The sequence below is a fragment of the Mycobacterium sp. NGS41 genome (genome assembly GCF_059812725.1).
The window spans coordinates 1-24,159 of sequence record NZ_JCALDF010000042.1 but is presented as its reverse complement, the minus strand read 5'-3'; the positions used below and the strand labels follow the sequence as shown (position 1 = coordinate 24,159).

General features: G+C 63.9%; 11 protein-coding genes. 8 read left to right on the top strand and 3 right to left on the bottom strand.

Annotated elements, in window-relative coordinates; genetic code table 11:
* The first annotated feature begins 75 nt into the window (after nt 1-75).
* Entirely contained in the window at nt 76-1,017 is a 942-nt protein-coding gene (locus tag AC5Y21_RS24050) for an SAM-dependent methyltransferase (protein ID WP_499916284.1), read from the top strand.
* Complete coding sequence (locus AC5Y21_RS24045) at nt 1,014-1,649, top strand: class I SAM-dependent methyltransferase (RefSeq protein ID WP_499916282.1); 636 nt, start codon at nt 1,014-1,016, stop codon at nt 1,647-1,649. Before AC5Y21_RS24050 ends, AC5Y21_RS24045 begins: the two co-directional genes overlap by 4 nt.
* Here the strand turns inward: AC5Y21_RS24045 and AC5Y21_RS24040 are convergent.
* Entirely contained in the window at nt 1,646-16,414 is a 14,769-nt protein-coding gene (locus AC5Y21_RS24040) for a BTAD domain-containing putative transcriptional regulator (RefSeq protein WP_499916307.1), read from the bottom strand. The genes AC5Y21_RS24045 and AC5Y21_RS24040 overlap by 4 nt on opposite strands.
* A gap of 319 nt (nt 16,415-16,733) precedes the next feature.
* On the opposite strand from AC5Y21_RS24040, the gene AC5Y21_RS24035 reads away from it, so the two are divergent.
* Nucleotides 16,734-17,165, top strand: coding sequence for a nitroreductase family deazaflavin-dependent oxidoreductase (locus AC5Y21_RS24035; protein WP_499916305.1), 432 nt, complete (start codon nt 16,734-16,736; stop codon nt 17,163-17,165).
* On the opposite strand, the gene AC5Y21_RS24030 is transcribed toward AC5Y21_RS24035, so the two are convergent.
* Entirely contained in the window at nt 17,155-17,739 is a 585-nt protein-coding gene (locus AC5Y21_RS24030) for a TetR/AcrR family transcriptional regulator (protein ID WP_499916280.1), read from the bottom strand. The two genes, AC5Y21_RS24035 and AC5Y21_RS24030, sit on opposite strands and share 11 nt — an antisense overlap.
* 148 nt (nt 17,740-17,887) lie before the next feature.
* Between AC5Y21_RS24030 and AC5Y21_RS24025 the strand changes: the two genes are divergently transcribed.
* A complete protein-coding gene (locus tag AC5Y21_RS24025) occupies nt 17,888-19,183 on the top strand; it encodes a glycosyltransferase (protein ID WP_499916278.1) in 1,296 nt (431 codons plus the stop codon).
* A gap of 7 nt (nt 19,184-19,190) precedes the next feature.
* Here the strand turns inward: AC5Y21_RS24025 and AC5Y21_RS24020 are convergent, their stop codons facing one another.
* Complete coding sequence (locus AC5Y21_RS24020) at nt 19,191-19,952, bottom strand: sensor domain-containing protein (protein WP_499916276.1); 762 nt, start codon at nt 19,950-19,952, stop codon at nt 19,191-19,193.
* A 127-nt stretch (nt 19,953-20,079) separates the two neighbouring features.
* Here AC5Y21_RS24020 and AC5Y21_RS24015 point away from each other — a divergent pair, with 127 nt between their 5' ends.
* The 4 genes from AC5Y21_RS24015 to AC5Y21_RS24000 all read left to right on the top strand — a co-directional run bounded on the left by AC5Y21_RS24015 (nt 20,080) and on the right by AC5Y21_RS24000 (nt 24,157).
* Nucleotides 20,080-20,313, top strand: coding sequence for a type II toxin-antitoxin system Phd/YefM family antitoxin (locus AC5Y21_RS24015; protein ID WP_499916273.1), 234 nt, complete (start codon nt 20,080-20,082; stop codon nt 20,311-20,313).
* A complete protein-coding gene (locus AC5Y21_RS24010) occupies nt 20,313-20,720 on the top strand; it encodes a type II toxin-antitoxin system VapC family toxin (RefSeq protein WP_499916303.1) in 408 nt (135 codons plus the stop codon). The genes AC5Y21_RS24015 and AC5Y21_RS24010 overlap by 1 nt, the downstream gene beginning before the upstream one ends.
* A 208-nt stretch (nt 20,721-20,928) precedes the next feature.
* Nucleotides 20,929-22,728 carry a serine/threonine protein kinase PknE gene (locus tag AC5Y21_RS24005; RefSeq protein ID WP_499916271.1) on the top strand — a complete coding sequence of 600 codons (1,800 nt, stop codon included), beginning with the start codon at nt 20,929-20,931 and terminating at the stop codon, nt 22,726-22,728.
* A 208-nt stretch (nt 22,729-22,936) separates the two neighbouring features.
* The gene (locus tag AC5Y21_RS24000) at nt 22,937-24,157 is read left to right on the top strand and encodes a CaiB/BaiF CoA transferase family protein (protein WP_499916269.1); all 1,221 of its coding nucleotides are present in this window, start codon (nt 22,937-22,939) and stop codon (nt 24,155-24,157) included.
* The last annotated feature ends 2 nt before the right edge of the window (nt 24,158-24,159 follow it).

Here is a 24,159-nt window from a genome sequence, read left to right as displayed (position 1 = left end):
CAGCGGCCGGTGGTTAAACTGGCTAAGTGTTAAACTAGCTAAATATACCCCGAGCAACGACATTGGAGAACAAGCGTGCCTCGCACAGACAACGACACCTGGGACTTGGCGACCAGCGTGGGCGCGACGGCGACCATGGTGGCCGCCGCCCGCGCGATCGCAACCAAGGCCGACAACCCCGTCATCAACGACCAGTTCGCCGAACCGCTGGTTCGTGCCGTTGGGGTGGACTTCTTCACGCGATGGGTCGACGGGGACCTCGCTGCGGCTGATGTCGATCACGACGAGTCCAGCTGGAAGCTCGAGCATATGCCAGCTGCGATGGCCGCCCGCACCCGCTTTTTCGACTCGTTCTTTCAGGACGCGGCGGAGGCGGGAATCCGTCAGGCCGTGATTTTGGCCTCTGGTCTGGATGCTCGCGCCTACCGGTTGGCGTGGTCAACCGATATGGCTGTGTTCGAGATTGACCAGCCGCAGGTGATCGCGTTCAAAACCACCACGCTGAAAAGTCTCGGTGCGGACCCGACAGCCCAGCTTCGCACGGTTGCTATCGATCTGCGCCAGGACTGGCCCACTGCACTTCGCGAGGCCGGCCTGGACACGAGCCGGCCGACCGCCTGGATCGCGGAGGGTCTCCTGGGATATCTGCCGCCGGAAGCTCAGGACCGCTTGATGGACCACATCACCGCGCTCAGCGCCGACGGCAGTCGGCTGGCGGTGGAGGCTATCCCGGACCGGCCGCAGCGAGACAAAGAAGAAGCGCGCGAGATGATGCGCAGGTCGACCGCCAAATGGCGCGAGCATGGTTTCGAGCTGGATTGGGAAGAGCTCGGCTTCGAGGGTGAGCGCAAGGATGTCGCAACGTATCTCGAGGGCCTTGGATGGCAGTCGGACGGTACGCCCATGAGTCAGTTGTTGACTGACTGTGGTCTTGGGGACCTTGGGCGGATCCCGCAGACTAACGACTCGGTGTCGATGGCCGACACCGTGTACTACAGCTCGGTCCTGAGCAAGTGACCGAACCGCGACGCCGCGGGCTCAACGATGCGGTCACGCGGATGTGGAGCTTTCTGTCGCCGGCCTACGATCTGCCGTTCCTGCAGCAGTGGGTTTACCGGCCGCCGCACGACGAAGTGATCGCGCAGCTGCGCGCACACAACGCCCGCAGGATCGCTGACATTGCTTGCGGCACAGGTATTCTCAGCGCCCGGATCGAGCGCGAACTGGAGCCTGACGAGCTCTACGGCGTCGACATGTCCGACGGCATGCTCGAGAAGGCTCGCGCAAAATCCAACCGCGTCAAGTGGTTGCGCGGTCCGGCCGAACAGCTGCCGTTCGACGACGGGTCACTGGACGCCGTTGTGACGACCTCGGCTTTCCACTTCTTCGACCAGCCGGCGGCCTTACGAGAATTTCATCGCGTGCTGGCGTCGGGCGGATTGGTGGCCGTCGCGGCCCTGAGCACGCGCCAACCGCTGTTGCAGGCATCCTCGGCCAATAGGTGGAAACCTCAGCACAACGCGTCGCCGGGCGAGATGCGGACGATGTTCGAAAATGCAGGATTTGTCGTCAGCGACCAGCACCGCATCCCGCGGCCGGCGTGGACGAAAGTCATCTCTGACCTGATCACCATCGGCACCAAGAGTTAAAGAAGCTCGTCGAACCTTGCGAGTGCGGCGTCGACGTCTGTCTCGTCGAACATCTCGAGGCGGCTGACCAGCCCGTCATCGACCGCGATGACGTCGGTCATGCGCCACTCGGCGTCGAATCCGTCTTGTGAGGTGCCCGTCGCCACATGGCTGATCACCGCGCCGAGGGCGGTCAGCCGATGAACGGCCTCAATGTGGATGCTGTTGTCCACCAAGAGGTCCCACGTGGCACGAAGGTACGCGTTCAGGCCGCCGTGACCGATCACTTGCAGCGGCCGATGATCGATTTCTACGAAATCGGCTGTCGTCGCGGGGAATTCGCGCCGATTGAGCGCGGTAACCGACTGTGCGATGACCGACCACGTGTGCGAGTGGGCGGCACCTTCACCGCTGAGGTACCGAGCATCGAGTTCTCTGAAGGCGGCATCGATGTCATCAGGGCCGAACACCACGACTGCCTTGGTCTGGCCGTCGGCGTTGACCTCGACGACATGAAGACTATCGAGCTGGAACGGGTCCGGTCGATCGTCCCGCGCCGACATATGGACACGGGCAAGGGCGAGCCGCACGCCCCGGGTCGCTATCACGGTCGTGGTTGAGTTCTTGAACCCAGCGTCCACGGAGGCCCGCATGTCTTCGATCGCGGCGGCCCGCCCGAGTCGGACCCCGGCGTTGACACCACTCCGACGATCGTCGACGCAAATGTCAGCGGCCAGCATCTCAGCCATGGACTTCCAGTCACCCGCCGTGAAGTACACCGAGAAGCGCTCGGCCACTTGGGTTGCCGCGTTTTTCAGCCGTGGCGCCTGCTGTTGCAATTCCTCGAAGCGTGCGAGCGCGGCGTCGAGGTCTGCCTCGTCGAACATCTCGCCACGGTTGACCACATCGCCCTTGACGGTCAAAAGGACGATCTCGCGCCATTCGGCATCGAAGCCCTCCTGGGAGGTCCCATATCCAGCGTGTGTGAGCAAGACTCCGAGATCGCTCAGCCGATGCACAACCTCGATGTGGATCTTGATGTCCGGCGTGACTTCAAACGCGGCACGGATGTACTGGCCCATGTCGCCGGGAGCAAAGGTGATTCCGCGCCGGTGATCGACGCTCACCCAATCCGGCGTAGTTGGAGGTACCTCATGCCGGTTGAGCGAAACGTAGCCGCTAGCAATGGCCAACCAGGTGCGCGAGTAGGCGGCGGCTTCGCCGGCGACGTACCGAGCGTCGAGTTCTTCGAAAGCGGCGTCGACGTCGTCGAGGTCGAATCCAATGCGCGCCACGACCCGCGCGTCGGCGTCGATCTCGATGATGGTGAGTGCATCGCTGTAAAACTCTTCGGTTCCCTGGCCGCGCCCCGAGAAGCGGGTACGGGCAAGGGCGAGGTGCTGCCCGCGCGTCGCAATGACGGTCGGGGTAACCTTCTGCCACCCGGTGTCGGCGCGGGCGCGCAGGTTGGCGATTTCGGAATCCCGACCTTGCCGGAGACCGGCATTCACCACGTGACGCCGATCGTCAACAGAGATGGCGTCGGCCATTAGCTCCGCCATCGCGTCCCAGTCGCGGGCAGCGAAGTACGCTGCGAGGCGCTCGTCTACCCGACTCGCCGCATTCTCCAGTCGCCGCGATTGTTGGTGCAGTTCCTCAAACTTCGCGAGCGCGGCATCGAGGTCTGTCTCGTCGAACAACTCGAACCGGCAAAGCAGGTCGCCTTCAAATGCGAAAAGGCCGATCTCGCGCCACTCGGCATCGAAGCCTTCCTGTGAGGTCCCAGTCAGTACCTCCGTGATGATTGCTCCGAGATTGCTCAGTCGGTGCACAGCCTCGACGTGACCCTTGACGTCCGGGGCGACGTTCCACGTTGCACCAAGGAAAGGGATCATGTCGCCGGGTTCGAACGCTCTACCTCGCCGGTGATCGATGTTCACCCAGTCCTCGGTCATCCAGGAGGCCTCGGTTTCGTGTCGGTTGTACGTGGTCTGGATCCGCGTGACGAGCGTCCACGTGTGCGCGTGGGCGGCGGCTTCCCCGGCGAGGTAGCGGGCGTCGAGTTCCGCGAAGGCGGCATCGACGTCATCGGGGTCGAACAAGAGTTGCGTTGTGATCCGATCGTCGGTGTCGATCTCGAGAATGCCGAGCATTTCGACGCCGAACTCCCCGTGCTGCAGATCGCTGTTTGCGGAAACCATCCGAGTGAGGGCGAGGCGCTCTCCGCGGGTCGCAATCACGGTCAACGTTATGTTCGCCGCGGCCTCGGCCAGCAGTCGCATGTTCGCGATCTGGTCAGCTCGACCGTGTCGGACTCCCGCGCCCACCACGCGACGACGATCGTCATTGGAATAGTTGTCGGCCAATATTTCCGCCATGGCGTCCCAATCGCGGGCATCGAATCGTTCTAGAAAGCGCTTGGCCAGAAGGCTCGCCGTGTTTCCGAGCCGCCTCGCGTGCCGGTGCAACTCCTCGAAATGGGTGAGTGCGGCGTCGAGGTCTGCTTCGTCGAAGAGTTCGCAGCGGTTGATGAGGTCGCCTTCGAACATGAGAAGGACGACCTCTCGCCACTCTGCGACGAAGCCGTCGTGCGAGGTCCCATTCGCCGCCACTGCGACGACCGCTCCAACGTTGTTCAGCCGGTGCACAGCCTCGTTGCGAATCTTGATGTCCGGCAGGAGGTTCCATGTGGCACGCAGGAACGGGATCATCTCGCCGGGTGCGAAGGCTCTGCCTCGTCGATGATCGATGTTCACCCAGTCCTGCGTCGTCGGGTGTAGCTCGTGTCGGTTCCACGCGGCGCGGGCCTGCGCGACGAGTAGCCAGGTGCGCGAGTGGGCGGCCGCTTCGCCGGCGATGTACCGGGCATCGAGCTCCTCAAAGGCGGCGTCGATGTCATCAGGGTTCATCGTGAGTGTCGCGAGGATCCGCTCGTCGTTGTCGAGTTCGACGATGCCGAGCGCTTCAGTGTGGAAACCCCCAGTCGCTTGATCGCTGGCCGACCATCGGACACGGCTGAGTACGAGGCGCTCCCCGCGGGTCGCGATGGTCTGTGACGTTATGATTTCGACCCCGAGGTCGGCGACCGTTCGCATGTCCGCGACGTTGGGTTCGCGACCGCGCCGGAGCCCGGCACCCACCGCAGGACGTCGATCGTCGCTGTAAAGGTCGTCGGCCAGGACCTCGGCTATCGCGTCCCAGTCGCGGGCGGCGAAGAGCGCCAGGAAGCGCTGAGTCACTTGGCTTGCCGCGTTTTCCAGTCGGGCTGGCTGCGGGTGCAGTTCGTCGAATCGCGTGAGCGCGGCGTCTAGGTCTGCTTCGTCGAAGATTTCGCAACGGTTGACCAAATCGCCTTCGACGGTGAGCAAGTTGATTCCGCGGAATTCGACCTTGGCGCCTTCCTGCGAGGTCGCATTTCCCGCCCAGGTGACTACCGCTCCCACATCGCTAAGCCGATGCACAACTTCGATATGAACGCCGCCGTCGGACAACAGATCCCACGCGGAACGGATGTATGCGGTCAAGTCACCGGGGATGAACGCTATCCCTCGCCTGTGGTCGATGTTCACCCAATCCGACGTCGTCGCGAATAGCTCGCGCCGACTCAACGCGGCGCACGCACTTGCGACGATCGACCACGTGTGCGAGTGGGCGGCCGCGTCACCGGCGAGGTAGCGGGAATCGAGCACTTTGAAGGCGGCGTCGATGTCGTCAAGGTCGAACAGATCGGCCGCGGTGAGCCGGTTGTCGCCGTCGACCTCAACGATGCCGATCATCTCGGGCCCGATCTCCCCGGGTTCAAAGCCACGGGCCGAGGACCAAACACGAATGAGGGCGAGGCGTTGGCCGCGGGTGGCGACGACGGTCGACGCAATGCCCTCGAACCCGACCTCGGCGACTGCTCGATAGTTTGCGACGTGGGCATCACGACCGCGAAGTACACCGGCGTTGACAACCCGACGGTGATCAATTGTGTAAAAGTCGTCGGTCATTGTCTCGGCCATCGCGGCCCAGTCTCGGGTCGCGAAGCAGGCCCATTCGCGAGCTACCACTCGGCTTGCCGCGTTTTCCAGTCGTGGTGGCTGCAGGTGCAGTTCCTCGAAACGGGCGAGCGCGGCGTCGAGCTCTGCTTCGTCGAAGATTTCGCAGCGGTCGATCAGATCACCATCGACGGTATGGATCTCGACGCCCCGCCACTCGGCATGGAAGCCGTGTTGCGAAACGCCGTGCGCTACATGGGTAGTGACGGCTCCAAGGTTAGTCAACCGATGAACGGCCTCGACGCGGAATTTGATGTCCGGCACGAGCTCCCATAGAGAACGCAGAGATGCGTTCAGGCCACCCGCTTCGAGGATCGCGTGTCGTCGGCGATCGACGTTTACCCAATCCGGCGTCGTCGGGAAAAGTTCCTGCCGGTTTATCGCAGCATAAGTACCTGAGACGACCGACCAGGTATGCGCGTACGGTGCTGCTTCGCCGGCGAGGTAGCGGGCGTCGAGTTCCTCGAAGGCGGCGTCGACGTCGTCAAGGTCGAATGTGATGAGCGCCTTGATCCGTTCGTCGGCGTTGATCTCAAGGACGCCAAGTGCCTCAGTGAGAAATGTCTCAGGACCTTGATCTCGGTTCGAGAAGCTGCTGCGCGCGAGGACAAGACGTGCTCCGCGGGTCGCCATGACCGTCGGCGTCACGTCGGTGAACAGGTCGGCGACGGCTCGCACGTCCGCCATCTGGGCGTCCCGACCATCTCGCATTCCCGAGCCCACCACCCGACGGCGGTCGTCACTAAAAAAGTTCTGGGCAAGCATCTTCGCCATGGCGTCCCAGTCGTGTGCTGTGTAGTGCGCAATGAAACGCTCAGCCACTTGGCCTGCCGTATTTACCAACCGCGGTGTCGCTCGGCTGAGCTGTTCGAATTTCGCTATCGCGACGTCCAAATCTGCCTCGTCGAATAGCTCGCAGCGGTTGACCAGGTCGCCGTCGAGCATTACAAGGTCGACCCCACGCCACTCGGCATCAAGGCCATCACGCGAAATACCTTGTGCCGCATGAGTGTAGACCGCTCCAACATCGCTCAGCCGATGCACCACCTCGAGGTAGGTTCGGATGTTTTGGCCAAGTTCCCACCCGGCACGGACGTAGTCGATCAACTCACCGGGTCCATACGCTGCCCCACGACGATGGTCCATGCTGACGCAGTCCGGAGTTGTCCGGGTGAGCTCGTGACGGTTGGTCGCGGCGAAGCCTTCCGTGATGACCGACCACGTGTGTGCGTAAGCGGCCGCTTCACCGGCGAGGTACCGGGCATCAAGCTCCGCGATGGCGACGTCGAAGTCGTCGAGATCGAACATGACGGCCGCCGCGGCCCGTTCGCCAGCGTCGTACTCGACGACCTGAAGTACATCCATTTGAATTGCTTCAGGGTCGCGGCCCGAGACCCGAAAATGCGTGAGAATGAGCCGTTCGCCTCGGGTCGCAATAATGTCCGCCGTCATGTTCGCGATTCCGATGTCGGCGGCCACCCGAAGGTCTTCGACCGCCGCGTCTCGACCGCGTCGGACCCCGGCATTGACGACTCGGCGGCGATCGTCGTTGTAATAATCGTCCGCGAAGTCCTGCGCCACGGATTCCCAGTCGCGGGCAGCGAAGTGTTCCAGGAAGCGTTCTAACACAGCATTTTTCAGGCGCGGATCCTGCGATTGCAATTCCTCGAACCTCGCGAATGCGGCATCCAGGTCCGTCTCGTCGAACATCTCGCAGCGATTGATCAGGTCGCCCTCGACCGTGAGAAGCTCGATCGTCCGCCACTCGGCGTCGAAGCCCTCTTGCGAGGTTCCGTATGCCTTGTGCGTGACGACCGCGCCGAGGCTGCTCAGCCGATGCACCGCCTCGATGTAGATGCCGAGGTTCGGCGTGAGATCCCAGGCGGCGCGGAGGAATGCGAACAGTTCACCGGACGCGAAGGCTCTTCCTCGCCGATGGTCGATATTGACCCAGTCCGGCTTCGTCGACGGAAGTTCGTGTCGGTTCAATGCGGCGAAGACCCCTTCAATGACCGCCCACGTTTGCGAGTGGGCCGTCGCTTCGCCGGCAAGGTAGCGGGCATCTAATTCCGCGAAGGCGGCGTCAATGTCGTTGGCGTCGAACATTGTTCGCGCGACAATACGCTCTTCGGCGTTAGTCTCGACGATACTGAGCGCCTCGGTGTAAAACGCTTCGGACCGTTGATCGGACCCCGTCCATCGGATACGAGTGAGGGCGAGGCGTTCACCACGCGTGGCTATGCGCTCTGATGCTACGAATACCATTCCGAGCTCGGCGCTAGCCTGCATGTTTGCGATTGCGACATCACTACCGTGCTGGATCCCGACGTTCACCACGGGCCGCCGATCATCGCTGCAGTATTCGTCGGCCAAAGCGTCGGCGATGCTGTCCCAATCCCGGGCTGCGAAGCAGGTAAAAATGCGATCGTCGGCTCGGCTCGCTGCGTTTTCCAGTCGCGGCGACTGGGGGCTCAGTTCCTCAAACCTCGCGAGCGCGGCATCCAGGTCCGCTTCGTCGAAGATCTCGCTGCGGTTTAACCTCTCGCCGTCGAGAGTCAGGAGGTTGATCTCCTGCCACTCGGCGTCGAAGCCTTCTGGCGACGTGCCACGCGTCGTCTGAGTCACGACCGCTCCGAGGTTGCTCAGCCGATGCACTTGCTCGATATAGATCCTGGCTTGCGGCGCGACTTCCCATGTGGCCCAGATGTATGGGATCAGGTCACCGGGGGAGAACGCTCTCCCTCGGCGGTGGTCAATATTGACCCAGTCTGACGTCGTCGAGGGGAGTTCGTGTCGGTTGAACGCGGCGAACTCACGCAAGATCACGGACCAGGTGTGCGCGTCGGCGGTTGGTTGGCCGGCGATGTATCGGGCATCGAGCTCGGCGATGGCGACGTCGAAGTCGTCGGGGTCGAATGTGATGAGCGCCGTGATCCGTTCGTCGGTGTCGCTCTCGACTACCTGCAAGAGATCGAGCTGAAAGTTATCGGGGCCGTCGTCCCTGCGCGAGTACCGGGCACAGGTAAGGACTAGGCGCTCTCTGCGGGTCGCAATAGCGTCTACCGTCACATGCGTGACCCCGAGGTCAGCGGCTGACCTGAAGTTTTCGATCAGGACATCTCGGCCCTGTTGGAGACCGGCATTCACTACTCGGCGACGATCGTCGCTGGAAAGGTTGTCCGCCAGTGTGTTTGCCATGGCGGTCCAGTCGCGGGCCTCGAATGAGGCAAGGAAGTATTGATTCAAGCGGCTTGCCGCGTTTTCCAGACGCGGCCTCCGGGGGCTCAGTTCCGCGAAGCGGGCGAGCGCTGTGTCGAGGTCGGTCTCGTCGAATACCTCGCAGCGGTTGATTTGGTCGCCTTCGCGCGTGATAACGGTGATCACTCGCCACTCGGCATGGAAACCGTCTCGCGAGGTCTCATGCGCCACGTTCGTCAAGACCGCTCCGAGGTCGGTCAGACGGTGCACCGTTTCAATGAAGGTGCTCAGATGAGACGTGGAATTCCAAGCGGCGCTGAGCAACTCAGGCATCTCACCGGGTGCAATTGACGTCCCTCGCCGGTGGTCGATGTTTACCCAATCGGGCATCGTGGGAAGCGTTTCCCGCCGGTTGAGCGCGGAGTAGGACCGCGTGACGACCGACCACGTCTGCGCGTACGGTGCCGCTTCGCCGGCGAGGTAGCGGGCATCCAACTCGGCGATAGCTGCCTCGATGTCATCGAGGTCGAACACAATGTGCGCCGCGATTCGATTGTCGGCGTTGTTTTCGGCGAGGCCGAGAAGCTCTGTGACGAACGGCTCGGGTCCTGCATCGTTTAGCGAGAAGCGCATATGCATGAGTCCAAGGCGCTCGCCGCGAGTCGCTATGACAGTCGTCGACACGTTCGTGATCTCAAGGCCGGCGAAGCCCTGCATGTCCAGGATCCCGGCCTCTCGACCATGTCGGACTCCCGCGCCCACCACCCGACGGCGATCGTCCTGGAAAAAGCTGTCGGTCAGTAGCTGCCTCATGGCGTCCCAGTCGCCAGCCGCCCGGTGCGCCAGGAAGCGCTCGGCGACTTGGCTTGCCGCGTTTTCCAGCCGCGGCGTCCGTGGGCTCAGTTCCTCGAACCTCACGAGCGCGGCGTCGAGGTCGGTCTCGTCGAACACCTCGCAGCGGTTGATCAGGTCGCCTTCGACCGTCAGAACGTTGATCATCCGCCACTCGGCCTGGAAACCCTCTTGTGATGTTTCATTCGCCGCGAAGGTTACGACCACTCCGAGGTCGTTCAGCCCGTGCACCGACTCGATGAAGTTGTTCAGGTCAGACGCGAGGTTCCACGCGGCGCCGAGGTACGCAGGTATTTCACCGGGTGCGATTGATGTCCCTCGCCGGTGGTCGATGTTCACCCAATCGGGCGTCGTCGACGGAAGTTCGCGCCGATTGAGCGCGGCAAAGCCCTCCGTGATTACCGACCATGTGCGCGCGTGAGCGGCCGCTTCGCCGGCGAGGTATCGGGCATCGAGCTCGGCGATCGCGGCATCAAAGTCGTCGAAGTCGAATGCGACGATCGAAGCCACCTTTGCGTCGGTGTCGACTTCGACGACGTGAAGAACTTCGGTGTTGAACGCCCCAGGCCGCTGGTCGTGCCCCAAGGTTTGAGCACGACTGATGGCGAGGTTGCCGCCTCGGGTCGCAACGATCTCTGACACGACGTTCGTAACCCCGATCTCGGCGAATCCCGAGATTTCGGCGATCACGGCATCCCGGCCTCTTCGCAGGCCGGAATTCACCACCCGACGGCGATCCTCGGTTGAAATATCGTCGGATAGCAACTCCGCCATGGTGTCCCAGTCGTGGGTCGCGAAATACGCGTTCAAGCGGTCGTACACTCGGCTCGCCGCGTTTTCCAGCCGCGGTGTCGGCCGACTCAGCTGCTCGAATCTCGCGATCGCGGCGTCTAGGTCGATCTCGTCAAATAGCTCGGAGCGATTCAGCATGTCGCCTTCCACCATCAGCAGGTGGATATCTCGCCACTCGGCGTCGAAACCCTCTTGTGAGACCCCGTGCGCCAAATGGGTGACGACCGCTCCAATGTTGCTCAACCGATGCACCGCAGCGATGTAGATCTTGGTGTCAGGCGAATCGTCCCATGCGGCTTGGATGTACGCGATCATGTCGCCGGAGGCGAAAGCTGTTCCGCGACGGTGGTCAACGTTCACCCAGTCCGGCTTCGTCGGGGCGAGTTCGCGCCGGTTGTTGGCTGCATAGACGCCAGCGACGACCGACCACGTGTGCGCATAGGCGGCCGCTTCGCCGGCGAGGTAGCGTGCGTCGAGCTCGGCGATCGCGGAGTCCAAGTCGTCGAGGTCGAATACGACGATGGCCGCGATCTGGTTGTCGGAGTTGACTTCGGCGACGCCCAGCACCTCGTTGACGAACTCCTCGGACCCGTGATCGCGGCCCAAGGCGCGCGTGAGGATGAGGCGCTCCCCACGGGCTGCGATGACAGTGGACGTCATGGACGTGAACCCGGCGTCGGCAGTCGCCCGCAGATTCGCGATCTCGTCATCTCGACCGTGTCGGATCCCCGCGTTTACGACCCGTCGGCGATCGTCGATGCAGATGTCCTCGGCCAGTGCCTTCGCGGGGGTGTCCCAGTCGCGGGCCGCGAAATGCGCCAAATAGCGCTCGGCTGCTTGGCTTGCCGCGGTTTCCAGTCGATGCGTGTGCGGGTGTAGTTCCTCGAAGCGGGCAAGCGCGGTTGCGATGTCGTCCTCTTCGTATACCTCCACCCGCGACTCACCCGGAACGAGCGAAAACACGCGAGCCCACTGCAATTCGTTGCCGTGCGTGTCAGTGCCTTCGATGGCGAGGGTGGCGACGACGCCGTGGGCGTCTAGTGCATGGACCACCGTCGTTCGGTAGTGAGCATCGGGCACGAGAGACCACAGCTCCTCGATACCCCGCCCGTAGTCTCCCGACGTCGCGAATGAGACTCGTCGATGATCGGCAAATGTAAGTCCTTTTATCATCGGCCCCGGCTCGTGACGGTTGAGTTCGGCGAGCGCGTCCATCAACGTCTGCCACACGTGCACGTACGGCGCCGCTTCGCCGGCGAGATACCGGGCATCGAGTTCGGCGAACGCGGCATCGACGTCGTCCGGATCCAACGCAACACACGCAACGACCCGGTCTTCGCCGTTGACCTCGAAGAGACGAAAATTCTCGGTGTGGAATGCCTGTGGCCGCTGGTCTCGGCCCGAGTAGCGGGTACGACTGAGGGCTAGGCGCTCGCCGCGAATCGCGACAACGGCTGACGTCATGTTCTGAACGCCGCTCTCGGAGGTCACCCGTACCTCCGTGAGCGCTGTGGTGAGATCGCTGCTTTCATGACGAAGTCCTGGCCGCTGGTCCTCGACCCGGATGTCGTCAGTGAGCAGGGCCTCGATTTCGTCCCACCGCCTCTTCGCCAACAGTTCGTTGAACCGACCTTCGGCTCGTGACGCGGCGTTGTCGAGCGGCGTTCGGGGATAAGGCTTCTCAAGCCGCGCTTGCGCGGCGTCGAGCTCGGCGACAGCGGCGTCGATGTCTTCGAGGTCGAACCACACCTGCAGTGCGATTCGACCCTCCCCGTTGAGGCCGATTACTTGGAGCCACTCATCTTGCGGCACAGCGGAACTCAGATCGGCGGTGCCTACTTTCAGTCGGATGAGGGCAAGGCGCTCGCCACGCACGGCGACGGCCGTGTGACGGTGTCGCACCATGCCTGTCGCCAGATAACGTCTCATCTCATGCGGCCACTGCCTCGATGAGAGGTCGAGCCGCGGAAAACCGACGATCTTCCGGCGACTCTCGACGGATACGGACGGGGCGAACAGCTGCTCTAGTTCGTCCCAGGCCTCGCGATTGATAGCAGAGACCAACTGATTGGCCACTAGCACGCAAGCATTGGTCACTTCGACGTGTGGCGCTTCGGGTGGAGTTGGTGGCGCAATGCGCTGGCCGAGAACGGAACGCGCCTTCTCGGCCAGTGCCGCAGCGCCTTTTCGCTCCCACAGACCTACCGCACGCTCAGCGGCGGCTCGAGCCCCCGCGACATCACCTGCGGTGGCCAAAACCGCTGCCAGTGCAAGACATGCGTCGCCATGATCAACCAACGCGTCGGTGCGCTCGGCCAGTTTGACGGCAGCCTCGGCAACCTTACGCGCCTCGTCGTGATCATTGCGCCGCGAAAGCAGCTGCGCCCGAAGAGTGCGCCAGGCGATCGATGGTTTCAGTGCGTGGCCAGCCAGACGTCGACTCTCCGTTGACAATTCGTCGGCCTCATCCTCGCGGTCGAGCGCGAGACAAGCGCGGCCAAGTAGGGCTGCGGTTTCGGCGGTGTCGGCGTCGAGGCGCATGCGACGAAAACCGTTGTAGGCCTGGCGCAAATGCTGCTCGGCGGCGGCGGGATTATCCGCGACGAGCTCGACGATGCCGGCAAACTGCTCGACTTCGAGCAGCGCATGGCGCAAACCGAGCTCGGTCACGGTGCGCCGCGCTGAATCGATCATCCGCCTGGCGGCGGCTGCCCGGCCGCGGAACGCCTCCAACACGGCTTGGCATCGCGTCGACGTGGCCTCGACCGCGGGGGAGTCGGTCGTGATTCGCAGCAGTCGCACCACGTCAAGACACCGTCCGCCTGCGCGCGGAACAGGATTGGGGCCCCACAGCGCCGCAAGTGGCGCTCCGGCCAATACCGCGTTCACCCGGCGGTGTTCACGTGCGCGTCGCGCCGCAGTCAGCGCGTCGTCCAGGGCGACTTCGCAATCGGCAATCCGCCCAAGGCGATTGAGGCACGCGGCCCGAACGGTATGGGCGTTGGCTTCTCCTGCGGCGTCGTCCAATTCGGCTAACTTTCCGGCAGCCTCGGCCAATGCGACCTCCGCCTCGTCCAACCGCTCGGGATGGATCAGCATTGAGAGCTGGCCGTCGAAGCACGTCGCCCATGCCGCTAGCCGGGCCGAATCGACTGTCGCTGCCTGCAATTGGGAGACTGCATCCGCTGCCGAAGTTACGTCACCCGCGGCAAGCAGCGCCTCGCAGCGCGCGATCAGTAGTTCGGCAACTTGGTCGTCGCGGTCGGGCAGCTCCTCGTCAAGCTCCTCCAATGCGTGTAGGGCATGGTCGTACAGGTCGGCCGCACCTTCGTAGGCCAGTCGTGCCATCGCCTGGTCCGCGGCGCGACGGCAGTACTCCACGGCCTTGGCCGCATTGCCCGCCCAAGCACATTCGAAGTAATGGTGAGCCAGCTCGGCCAGCAGCTCGTCGTCGGCACCGGGCTGGGTCTCCAGTGTCACGGCAATACGCTGATGCAGTCGCATGCGCCGTACCGACGCCAACTCGGCCAGCAGCGACTGCCGGACAATAGCGTGGTTGAAGCGATAGTGGCCGCCGGCCTCTTCGATGACGATGCCGGCCTGGCATGCTTCGTCGAACGCGTCGATGAGATCGTTCCCGACCACGTGCTCGACCAGTTCCACGGCAAACCGGCTGCCGACGACCGCGGCCGCGGCAAGGGCTTTGTTGGTCTCGGCCGGAAGCCGTGAAAGTCGGCGGCTGACAGCTTCGCGCACGCCCTGCGGCAAGGTGCTCTGATCCCACACGCCGCCACTTTCGTCGACGTGCCGCAAGGCCTCGATGAGGAAGAACGGGTTACCACCCGTGACCGACGCCAAGGCGTGGGCAAGGTCCTCGTCGTCGTAGCCGGCCTCGGCGACATACGCGGTCACGTCGTCCTCGTCGAGGCCGCTGAGAGTGAGGCGGTTGGCCGTGCCGTCCCGGTTGAGGTCGGCGAGCATCGCCGCCAGTGGGTGGGAGCGGTCCAGGTCGGTGCTGCGGTACGTGCCCACGATCTGCACGCGGACGTGGTCGCCGAAGCGCAACAGATGCCGCAATAGCAGCAGCGTCGGCTTGGCTGCCCAGTGCAGGTCGTCGAGTATCAGCACGACTGGCGTGACCGTGGAGGCGACTTCCAAGAGCCTGACGACGGCATCGAAAAGTGCGTAACGTTCGGTGTCGGGGTCCGCGCGGGCCGGAGTAGCCAGGTCAGGCAACACATCGGGCAGCGCGGGAACCAGCGGAAGTAACGCTTCGACCCCGCGCAGTCCCCGCAGCCGGCCGGCGCCGAGGCAGGGCACAAGTGCACGCAGGGCTTCTGCGAATGGCTGATAGGGCGCACCGAGGTCCTCGTCACAACGCCCGTACAGCACCGCGGCGCCTTGCTCATAGGCCCGCTGCGACCACTCACCGGCCAGGCGCGTCTTGCCGACGCCCGGTTCGCCGGCAATCAGCACCGCACGCGCAGCACCGCCGAGCGCGGTCTGCCAGGTGGACAGCAGCTGTTCGAGTTCGCGGCCGCGACCGACGAACGGGCCAGGGCCGACCAGCACCGGGGGCAGGGCGGGGCGCTCCATGGGCGCATCTGTTGTGGGCGCATCAGGACGGTCGTCGTCGGTTTCCAGGCGGAGTTCGAATAAGTGCTCCGGGCGCGCGAGGTTTCGCAGTTGGCGCATCCCCAAGTCGGCGAGCACAACGTCGTCGCTCAGCGAGTCGATGACGAGCTCGGCGGTCGCACCCGAGCACAGGATCTGGCCACCCTCGGCCAGCGACCGCAGTCGCGCGGCCCGGTTGACCGCCCGGCCGAAGTAGTCACCGTCGCGAAGCTCAGCCTCGCCGGTGTGCAAAGCCACCCGGATGCGCATGGGCTCCCGCAGCGCCCAAGGCTCGTGATTGATCGCGTCTTGCAGCTCGATGGCGGCGGCCGCCGCCGCCGACGGCCGCTCGAAAACGGAAAACGTCGCGTCGCCCTCGCCGCGAGTCTTGATCAGTCGTCCTCCGCGCGACGTGACGACCTGTTCGACCAGCTCGTCGTGACGTGCGAGCGCCGCCGCCATGGCGCCGGCGTCGGCCTCCCAGGCGGCGGTCGATCCCTCGATGTCGGTGAGCAGGAAGGTCACGGCTCGCGTCACTGCCGGAAGCTGTTGTGCCACAGGAGTATCCAGTCCAGCATCCTGCGCGACGATCGCGGCCTCGAGTCGCCGAAGCTCCGGGCCGGGGTCGACCCCCAGCTCGTCAACCAGCAGCGACCGCGCCCGTTGATAAGCGCCGAGGGCTTCACCCTGCCTGCCGGCGCGGTAGAGGGCGAGCATCAGCTGGCCCCACCGCCTTTCGCGTAGCGGCGCGTCGGTCACCGCTGCCTCGAGCTCGCCGATGATCTCGGCCGCTCGACCCGTCGCGAGTAGCGCATCGGCGCGATCCTCCACCAGTGCCGCATGACTCTCGATCCAGCGCGTCTTCTCAGACAATCCCCGCCGGCCCTCGGGTAGTTCGGGACTTCCGCGCCAGAGGCCGAGGGCTTCCTCGAGGCGGGCCACCGCTTGGCTGGTGTCGCCGGCGGCGGCGGCATCACGGCCCAGTCGGGCGGCCAACCGGTATCGCGAGACATCAACCTCGGTCTTGGCCAGGGTCCAGCCCACGCCCTCGGTCAACACGATGCCGTCGCCCAGGGTTCGGCGCAGCGAGGAGATGTGGGTTTGCAGTGCCTTGTCGGCGGTGCGCGGCGGATCGTCGCCCCAAAGCAGTTCGATCAGCGTGTCGGCGGAAACAAAGGAACCACCGTGCAGCCCGAGCATTGTCAGGATGGCGCGCGGTTTGGCGCCCGGAATTGTGACAGGCGCGCCGTCTTGACGCACCTGGAGAGGTCCCAAAACCCCCAGTTCCACCGTTGAAAGCGTACTCACATTGGTCATCGTCAGTGGGGCGATTCAATGCATGGTCAAGATCGAGTAAAGGCTCGACGTACTGGCGCGGGCGTAACGGTCGCGAGCTACTATGCGCCTCGAGAGGTGAAAAAGTGAGGTCGGCGATGAGGCATCTTCTGATCCGTTGCGCAGTTGGGACTCTCGCGCTCGCCACGGGCGCCCTGCCAATGGCCGCACTTGCGACGCCCGCAATCAGCCGGGCCGACGACGAGTGCACCCCCGGCTGGGCATGGCGGACCGGGCGCACCTGGGCGCCACTAGAAATTTCACAGGCCGGCTGATGGGTGACGACGCAATGCGCGAGGAACGAGAATTCAACGAGCGCAACATCGAGGAGTTTCGTCGCAACGGTGGCAAAGTGGGCGGGCAATTTGAGGGTTTCCCACTGCTGCTGTTGACTTCGACGGGCGCGAAAAGCGGCGCTCAGCGCGTCAATCCCGTCGCTTACTTCGATATCGACGGCAAGATCTACATCGTCGGGTCTGCGGCCGGCCGGGATAACAACCCCGCCTGGGTGCACAATATTCGCGCCAATCCCCAAGTGAGCATCGAGATTGGCTCGGAAGCGCCGAAGCCGGCGACCGTTCGTGAATTGCCGCGCGACGAGCGTGATTCGATCTACCCGATCGTCGTCGAACGAGCCCCTGGGTTCGGTGAGTACGAAAATCGCACCGACCGCGTCATTCCGGTCTTCGAGTTGATTACTGCCTGACTGCCTCAGACCGGAAAACCGTCTCCGCCAACATGCGCCGAACCCATGCCTGGTAGCGGGGCACGGTCCATCCATCGTGCTGCGTTATGCGGAGATAGGTATCCACGCTGCAGAGCACCGCGGTGGTTTCGACGAGTTCGTCGAAAGGGAGGTCCTCACGGAGCCATCCCCGGTCGCGCGAAACGCCCAGCAATCGGCGAGCCCCTCGGGTGATGCCTGCGATTAAGTCCTTGCGGTACCTATCCAGTTCAGGATCGGCGCTGGCGCCACCGAATACCGCAGGGGCGAGTTGGGCGGTCCGTATATGTACATCGGTCAGAACCGCGACGAGATGGTCAAGCGCTTCAGCGCGGTCTTGGATGGCGAGAAAGCCCCGGCCAACCTCGAGATTGAGAACGTCCTTTTCACCAACCACGCCGAACGCGGCGTACTCGACGGCTGCGATGAGCAATGCCGCTTTTGGCCCCTGAGCCTGCACCGTTTCCGGAGAAACGCGGGCGGCTTTGGCGACTTTCGCGAAGGTGGTGCCCGCGTAACCGTATTCGGCAAAGAGTTCGGCCGCCGCGGCGATCACTCGTGACCGGGTCTGCTCCGCTTGCTGTTGGCGCAGTTCGGATCGGTACGCGCGCGCCGGCCGAGCGGCATTTTTCGATATTGACTGCGGTGACATAGTAATGAATACTACTACCACGTAGTCAAGCGTGAGCCAAGGGGGCTGCAGCGTGAAATCCGTCGTCATCGCCAGCATCCCCGCCCAAGGCCACGTGTTTCCCCTACTCGCCATCGCCCGCGGATTCGTCGAGCGGGGCGACCACGTACGCTTTGTCACCGGCGCACGCTTCGCCGACAAAGTCACCGCAACGGGCGCGTCGCACATCCCGCTACCTCCCGAGATCGACTACGACGAGACGTGTCTCGAACAGTTTCCCGAGCGCGCGAAGTTGAAAGGACTCCGAGCAGCCGCGTTCGACATCGAGCACGTCTTCGCTCACCCGGCCAGAGCCCAGTACGAGACCATCATGGCGCTCCATGCCGCACAGCCCGCCGACGTCGTGCTGGCCGAACCAGCTTTCACAGGCGCCATGATCCTCGTCGGGCATCCGCGTCCGACACGTCCGCCTCTCGTGATGTGTGGTGTCGTACCGCTTCTCATCAGCAGCGTGGACACAGCTCCGGTCGGTCTGGGGCTACAACCCGCCCGATGGGGCAACAGGCAACGCAACGCCGTACTGGCCCCGGTAACCCGTCGAATACTGCTGCGAGCCAACAGAGTTATCGACAGCCATTACCACGAAGTGCATGGAAGCCATCTGTCGTGCTCGTTTGTCGACTGGGGCGCTCAGGCCGATGCCATCGTGCAGTTCACCGTTCCCGCGTTCGAGTACCCACGTTCAGACGCGCCCGCGACACTGCGCTTCGCAGGGCCGCTGAACGCCACCGGACCACAGACCCCGCTGCCGGACTGGTGGTCCGATCTCGACGGCACCCGTCCCGTCGTCCACGTCACGCAGGGAACACTCGCCAACGTCGACTACCGACAGGCCATCGCGCCGACGCTTCAGGCACTGGCCAACGACGATGTCCTGGTGGTGGTGAGCACGGGCGGCCGCCCGGTCGAGACATTGCCCCCATTACCGGAAAATGCGCGTGCGGCAATGTTTCTCCCGTACGACGAGCTGCTACGGCGCACCGCCGTCTTGGTAACGAACGGCGGATACGGCGGCGTCCAGTACGCGCTGCGCTACGGCGTGCCGATCGTCGCCACCGGTGGCAAAGAGGACAAGCCCGAGGTGGGCGCGCGCGTGGCATGGTCCGGCGTCGGCCGGCGACTCCGGACCGAGCGACCCTCGCCTAAGGCATTGCGAAAAGCCATCCTCGACGTGCTGAATCAACCCCACTACCGCGAAGCGAGCCGGCGCATCGCCGCCGACATGGCCGCGGCACCCGGGTTTGCCTGCCTGGCCGAGGTAGTCGACGAGCTCGCTGCGACTCCGCAACCGCTGACGACTGAGTGCTAGAGACGACTCATGCCGTGGAATTGATCAGCTCGTCAATCTTCTTGAGCCGTTTGGTTATTAGCGCCTGAATGTCCACAGAGTGGTCCGTTGAGCAGGCGACGATCTGCGAAACCACATTGGCCTTGGCGATCATCGCGAAGTCGCAAATCCATTGGTCGCCTCCGAGTTTCGTCGACCACTGGGCAACCTCGGGCGCGCCGGCCTGCAACGACGTCGGATTCACGGTCACCTTGCGCTGATCGTCGCCCCACGAAGTGATCGGGCGCTGGCAGCCGGACACGGTTTTGCGAATCGACTCGAGAAAGCCTGCGGCGTCGAACCCGCTCGGATAGGTGGCCGAGACCTCCAGCAGCTGGTGCTGGTTTTTCAAGCTGTCGGCCTGGGTACGGGCTTCGCGGCCCGTGTAGTTCTTCGGGAACAGCGCGTGGCCACCGTATCCCGCGACGCCCTGGCATTCCGCCGGGTCGGCACCGGTGAACAGCGCGGACTGCATGTCCTGTTCGAATAACGGATTACCGGCCACCACCGAGAGCGACTCGGATGGCGTCAGCAAATCGACCAGCTGCGACGGGAAAATAGGACCCTTGGACGCCCCGGCATGCTTGCCTGCTTGAGGAGTGCCTGCCACCACACTGGTGCAACCGGCGAGCGCGACGCACAACACCAGCGCGAGGCCGCAAACCGAACGCGAAAGCGCGGCGCTTCGGTTCTTCGGCAGGGTGCGGCGGCACAGCACGATCGGATCTCCTTCACCGGTGTCGAGGTCCATCTTTGCCTAACCCAGCATCCGATAGCAGCCTAAAAAGATCCTTGGTGGCATCGTCGGGGACCGAGCCGCTCTACTATTAGGACTAGTCTGACTAGTCAAAAATACGCGAAGGCCCTATATTGTTTGGATGAAGACAGTGTCGAGCACCGAAGCCAAGGCGAAGTTGAACGCCCTGCTCGCAGAAGTCGAGCGGACCGGCGTATCAATCACGATCACTAACCATGGCCGTCCGGTGGCGGTGCTGGCACCTGTGCAGGAGAAGCGTCGCCAGTTCGGTCAGCTGCCGGCACTCGTCGTCCCCGAGGGACTCGACGATCCCTTGCCTGAGGCGGAAATCGCTGCCTGGGAAGGCAGGTCGTGATCGCGGGCACGTCTGCGACCTCGGTCCTGCTGGATACCAGTGCGCTGCTGTGGTTGGTCTCCGCTCCCGAAAAGGTCTCGGCCGCTGCACGTGAGGTGCTATCTGCGCCGAGCACCGAAGTCGTCGTGTCGGCGGCCTCGGCGTTCGAGATCGCGATCAAGACCAGACTGGGTCGACTCGATGGTGAGCCATTGCTGTCCGCATGGTCGGAGGTCCTCGCCAACATGAACGCGTATGAACTGCCGATCGACGCCCAAGACGCGATCCTTGCCGGCCGGTTGACGTGGGACCATCGAGATCCGTTCGACCGCGTGATCGTTGCCCAGGCCGCCCGCCGAAACCTGACCATCGCGACCAGCGACAAGGGCATTCTGCAGGCGGCGCTTACCCCGACTCTGAAAACGTAAGCGCGAGGCCATCATCGGACGGACCATCAGGTGCGCCGGCCCGTCGCGTCCAGCAAGCCCCGCACCTTTGTCGTGCATGGGCAATGCCCGAACCACTAGCCTTATGCCTGCACGCCAGGGCGGACTCGGGTCGGCGCAGGCGATGGCCGGGGTGCGCGAACGCGCTTCTTGTCGTTTGCGGCGCGCGTTGGCGGGTTAGGAGTCGGCGATGGGTGACACCCCCGGTTCACGGGAGGGTACGCAGTTCGGGCCGTACCGGCTGCGGCGCCTGTTGGGTCGCGGCGGCATGGGCGATGTCTATGAGGCCGAGGACACAGTCCGGGAACGGATCGTGGCGCTGAAGCTGATGTCGGAGGCGCTCTCCCGCGATCCGGTTTTCCGCGCACGCATGCAGCGCGAGGCCCGCACCGCGGGCCGGCTGCAAGAGCCGCACGTCGTGCCGATTCACGACTACGGCGAGATCGACGGACAGCTCTACGTGGACATGCGTCTGATCGACGGGATCGATGTGAGCACCATGTTAGGCCGCTACGGGGCGCTCACCCCGCCGCGGGCGGTGGCGATCGTGCGTCAGATCGGCTCCGCGCTTGACGCCGCGCACACTGCCGGCGTGACGCATCGCGATGTGAAGCCGGAGAACATTCTGGTCAGTCGGGATGACTTCGCCTACCTCGTCGATTTCGGGATCGCCAGCGCCACGTCCGACGAAAAGCTGACGCAGATCGGCAGCACAGTGGGCACGTTCAAATACATGGCCCCGGAGCGATTCCGCGACTCCCAGGTCACCCCTCGCGCCGACATCTATGCACTGGCCTGCGTGTTGTACGAGTGCTTGACCGGGTTTCCGCCGTATCAAGGTGACCAGATCAGTGTGATGAGCGCTCACCTACAACAGCCGATCCCGCGGCCGAGCGCTGTGCGGCCGGGCATTCCGGTGGCCTTCGACAACGTGATCGCACGCGGTATGGCGAAGAACCCCGCTGACCGCTACGCCACCTGTGGTGATCTGTGCGCGGCCGCCTACGCCGCCCTGGCCATGCCGGATCAGGATCGTGCCACCGACATCTTGCAGCGCAGCCAGGTGGCCAGGCTGCCAGCCGCGTTTGCGGGCCTGCCGCCCAGCGGTTTTGCTGCGGTACCGCCTGCGCCGACACGGCCGCCCACGCACGGTCCTGTACCGGGAATGGCGTGGCCGGTGGCGTCGAGCCCCGCGCCGGCGTTCGCTCCGGGTGGACCGTTGCAGCAGCCGTCGCCTTGGGTCGGGGCACCGCCATGGGGGCAACCGCCGCTGCAGCCGTCCCGGGGCCCACGTACGCCCTGGCTGTGGGTCGGCGTTGCGGCGGCCGTCGTGATGGCTGTCATCGGCGGCACCCTCATCGCTGTGGTTAAGCCCTGGGAGTCGTCGACGCCGGGACCGTCGCCGTCGCCATCAGCGTCCCCAGATGCCGTTGCGCTCAAGGTCCTCGACGATGGTGTGTTTGTCGGCAGCTCGGCGGCACCGGTCACGATTGACATTTTCAACGAACCAATCTGCCCGCCATGTGGCAGCTTCATCCGCTCGAACGCCAGTGATATCGACTCGGCGGTGAACAATAGAAAGCTCGCGGTGCGCTACCACCTGCTCAACTTCCTTGACGGGTCGTCGCATAGCAAGGATTACTCGACACGCGCGGTTGCGGCTACGTATTGCGTTGCGGCGCAGAATGATCCGAAGATCTACACCGACTTCTACGCCGGCCTGTTCGCCAGCAGCTTTCAACCGCCGGAACACGGTCCCGAAGATCGTACTGACGGCGAACTGGCCCAACTGGCCAAATCCGTCGGGGCCGACGCCACCGTGATCAGCTGCATCAAGTCGAGGGCCGACGTCGGCGCCGCCGCAACGAAGGCCGCAAACGGCTACACGACGATGTCTGGCTTCAATTCCACTGGCACGCCGTTCGTGTGGGACGGCAGGAAATCCGTCAACTTTTCGGATCCGGGCTGGCTCACCAGGCTTACCGGCTAGCGCCTGTCCTGCCGTCGACTCTGCGCTGACGGCACTGAAACCGCGCTCAGGGCGCGACTTTCCGGCGGCGGGTAGCCCTGGACGCAGTCTCGATCTATGACTCAATGAGCCGTCGGAGGCGAGGCCGCGCGAGCGGTCGAATCGCGTCAGGTAATACTCGACCAAAGAAGGTGGCGAGGCGAGTTCCGACAACGACGGAGGGTATGCAATGGCGAACGGAAAGCCGCTGGACGGCATCCGTGTCCTGGAGGCCGCGGTGTGGACGTTTGTGCCCGCCGCCGGAGCGGTGCTGGCCGAATGGGGAGCCGAGGTGATCAAGATCGAGCCACGCGTGGGCGGCGATCCGCAGCGTGGCCTGGTCACCATGGGTCTGGTCCCCGGCGGTCCGGACGGGGTCAACTACATGATCGAGATGCCCAACCGCGGCAAGAAGTCGATCGGTATCGACATGACCACGCCGGGCGGGCAGGAGGTAGTGCACGACCTGGCCAAGACCTGCGATGTGTTCCTGACCAGCTACCTGCCGAGTCGGCGCAAGCGGTTCGGGATCGAGCTCGACGACATTCGCGCCGTCAACCCCGACATTATTTACGTCCGCGGATCCGGCTACGGACCTAAAGGACCCGACGCGGATAAGGCCGGGTATGACGGGGTCTCGTTCTTTTCCCGCGGCGGCATCAGTGACGCGTTCACCCGCGACTTCCCCGAACCGGTCATGCAGACACCGGCATTCGGCGATCTACTGGGCGGCTTGACGATCGCCGGCGGCGTCGCGGCCGCCCTCTACAAGCGCAAGGCCACGGGGGAGACCTCGGTGGTCGACGTGTCCCTGCTTGGTCTCGCGTCGTGGTCCATGAGTCCGCAAGTCACCGCGGCCATGCTCTACGGCGGTGATCCGATGCCGAACTTCACCCACCGCGACATGCCCAACCCGCTGGTGGGCACGTACAAGACCAAAGAAGGCCGCTACATCACCTTGATGATGCTGCAGGGCGAAAAGTTCTTACCCGAATTCCTTGCGGTGATTGGACGGTCGGATCTGTTGGAGGACAAGCGGTTCGCCGACCCTCATTCGCGCTACGAGAACCGCGGCGAGTTCATCGACATCCTCGACGCGGAGTTCGCGGCTCACACCGTCAACGAGTGGCGCGAGATCCTGGCGCCGCTCTCGGGTGCGTGGAGCGTGCTGCAGAAGCCGAGCGAACTGCGGCACGACCCCATGGTCGTGGCCAACGGCTACATCCCGGAAGTCAACGCCATGAACGGCGCGCCATACATCCTGCCCACCAATCCGGTGCAGTTTGACGAGCGGCAGGTGAAGCCCACGGGAGCGCCCGAACACGGTCAGCACACCGAGGAGGTGCTACTCGAGGCGGGCATCGAATGGGACAAGATCGAACAGTACAAGGAGCAGGGCGCGGTTTTATAACG

What these genes read in the sequence shown, in the direction of transcription:
- AC5Y21_RS24015 (WP_499916273.1), top strand. Translation starts at nt 20,080, where the DNA reads ATGAAGACAGTGTCGAGCACCGAAGCCAAGGCGAAGTTGAACGCCCTG.
- AC5Y21_RS24000 (WP_499916269.1), top strand. Translation starts at nt 22,937, where the DNA reads ATGGCGAACGGAAAGCCGCTGGACGGCATCCGTGTCCTGGAGGCCGCG.
- AC5Y21_RS24020 (WP_499916276.1), bottom strand. Translation starts at nt 19,952, where the DNA reads ATGGACCTCGACACCGGTGAAGGAGATCCGATCGTGCTGTGCCGCCGC.
- AC5Y21_RS24035 (WP_499916305.1), top strand. Translation starts at nt 16,734, where the DNA reads ATGGGTGACGACGCAATGCGCGAGGAACGAGAATTCAACGAGCGCAAC.
- AC5Y21_RS24005 (WP_499916271.1), top strand. Translation starts at nt 20,929, where the DNA reads ATGGGTGACACCCCCGGTTCACGGGAGGGTACGCAGTTCGGGCCGTAC.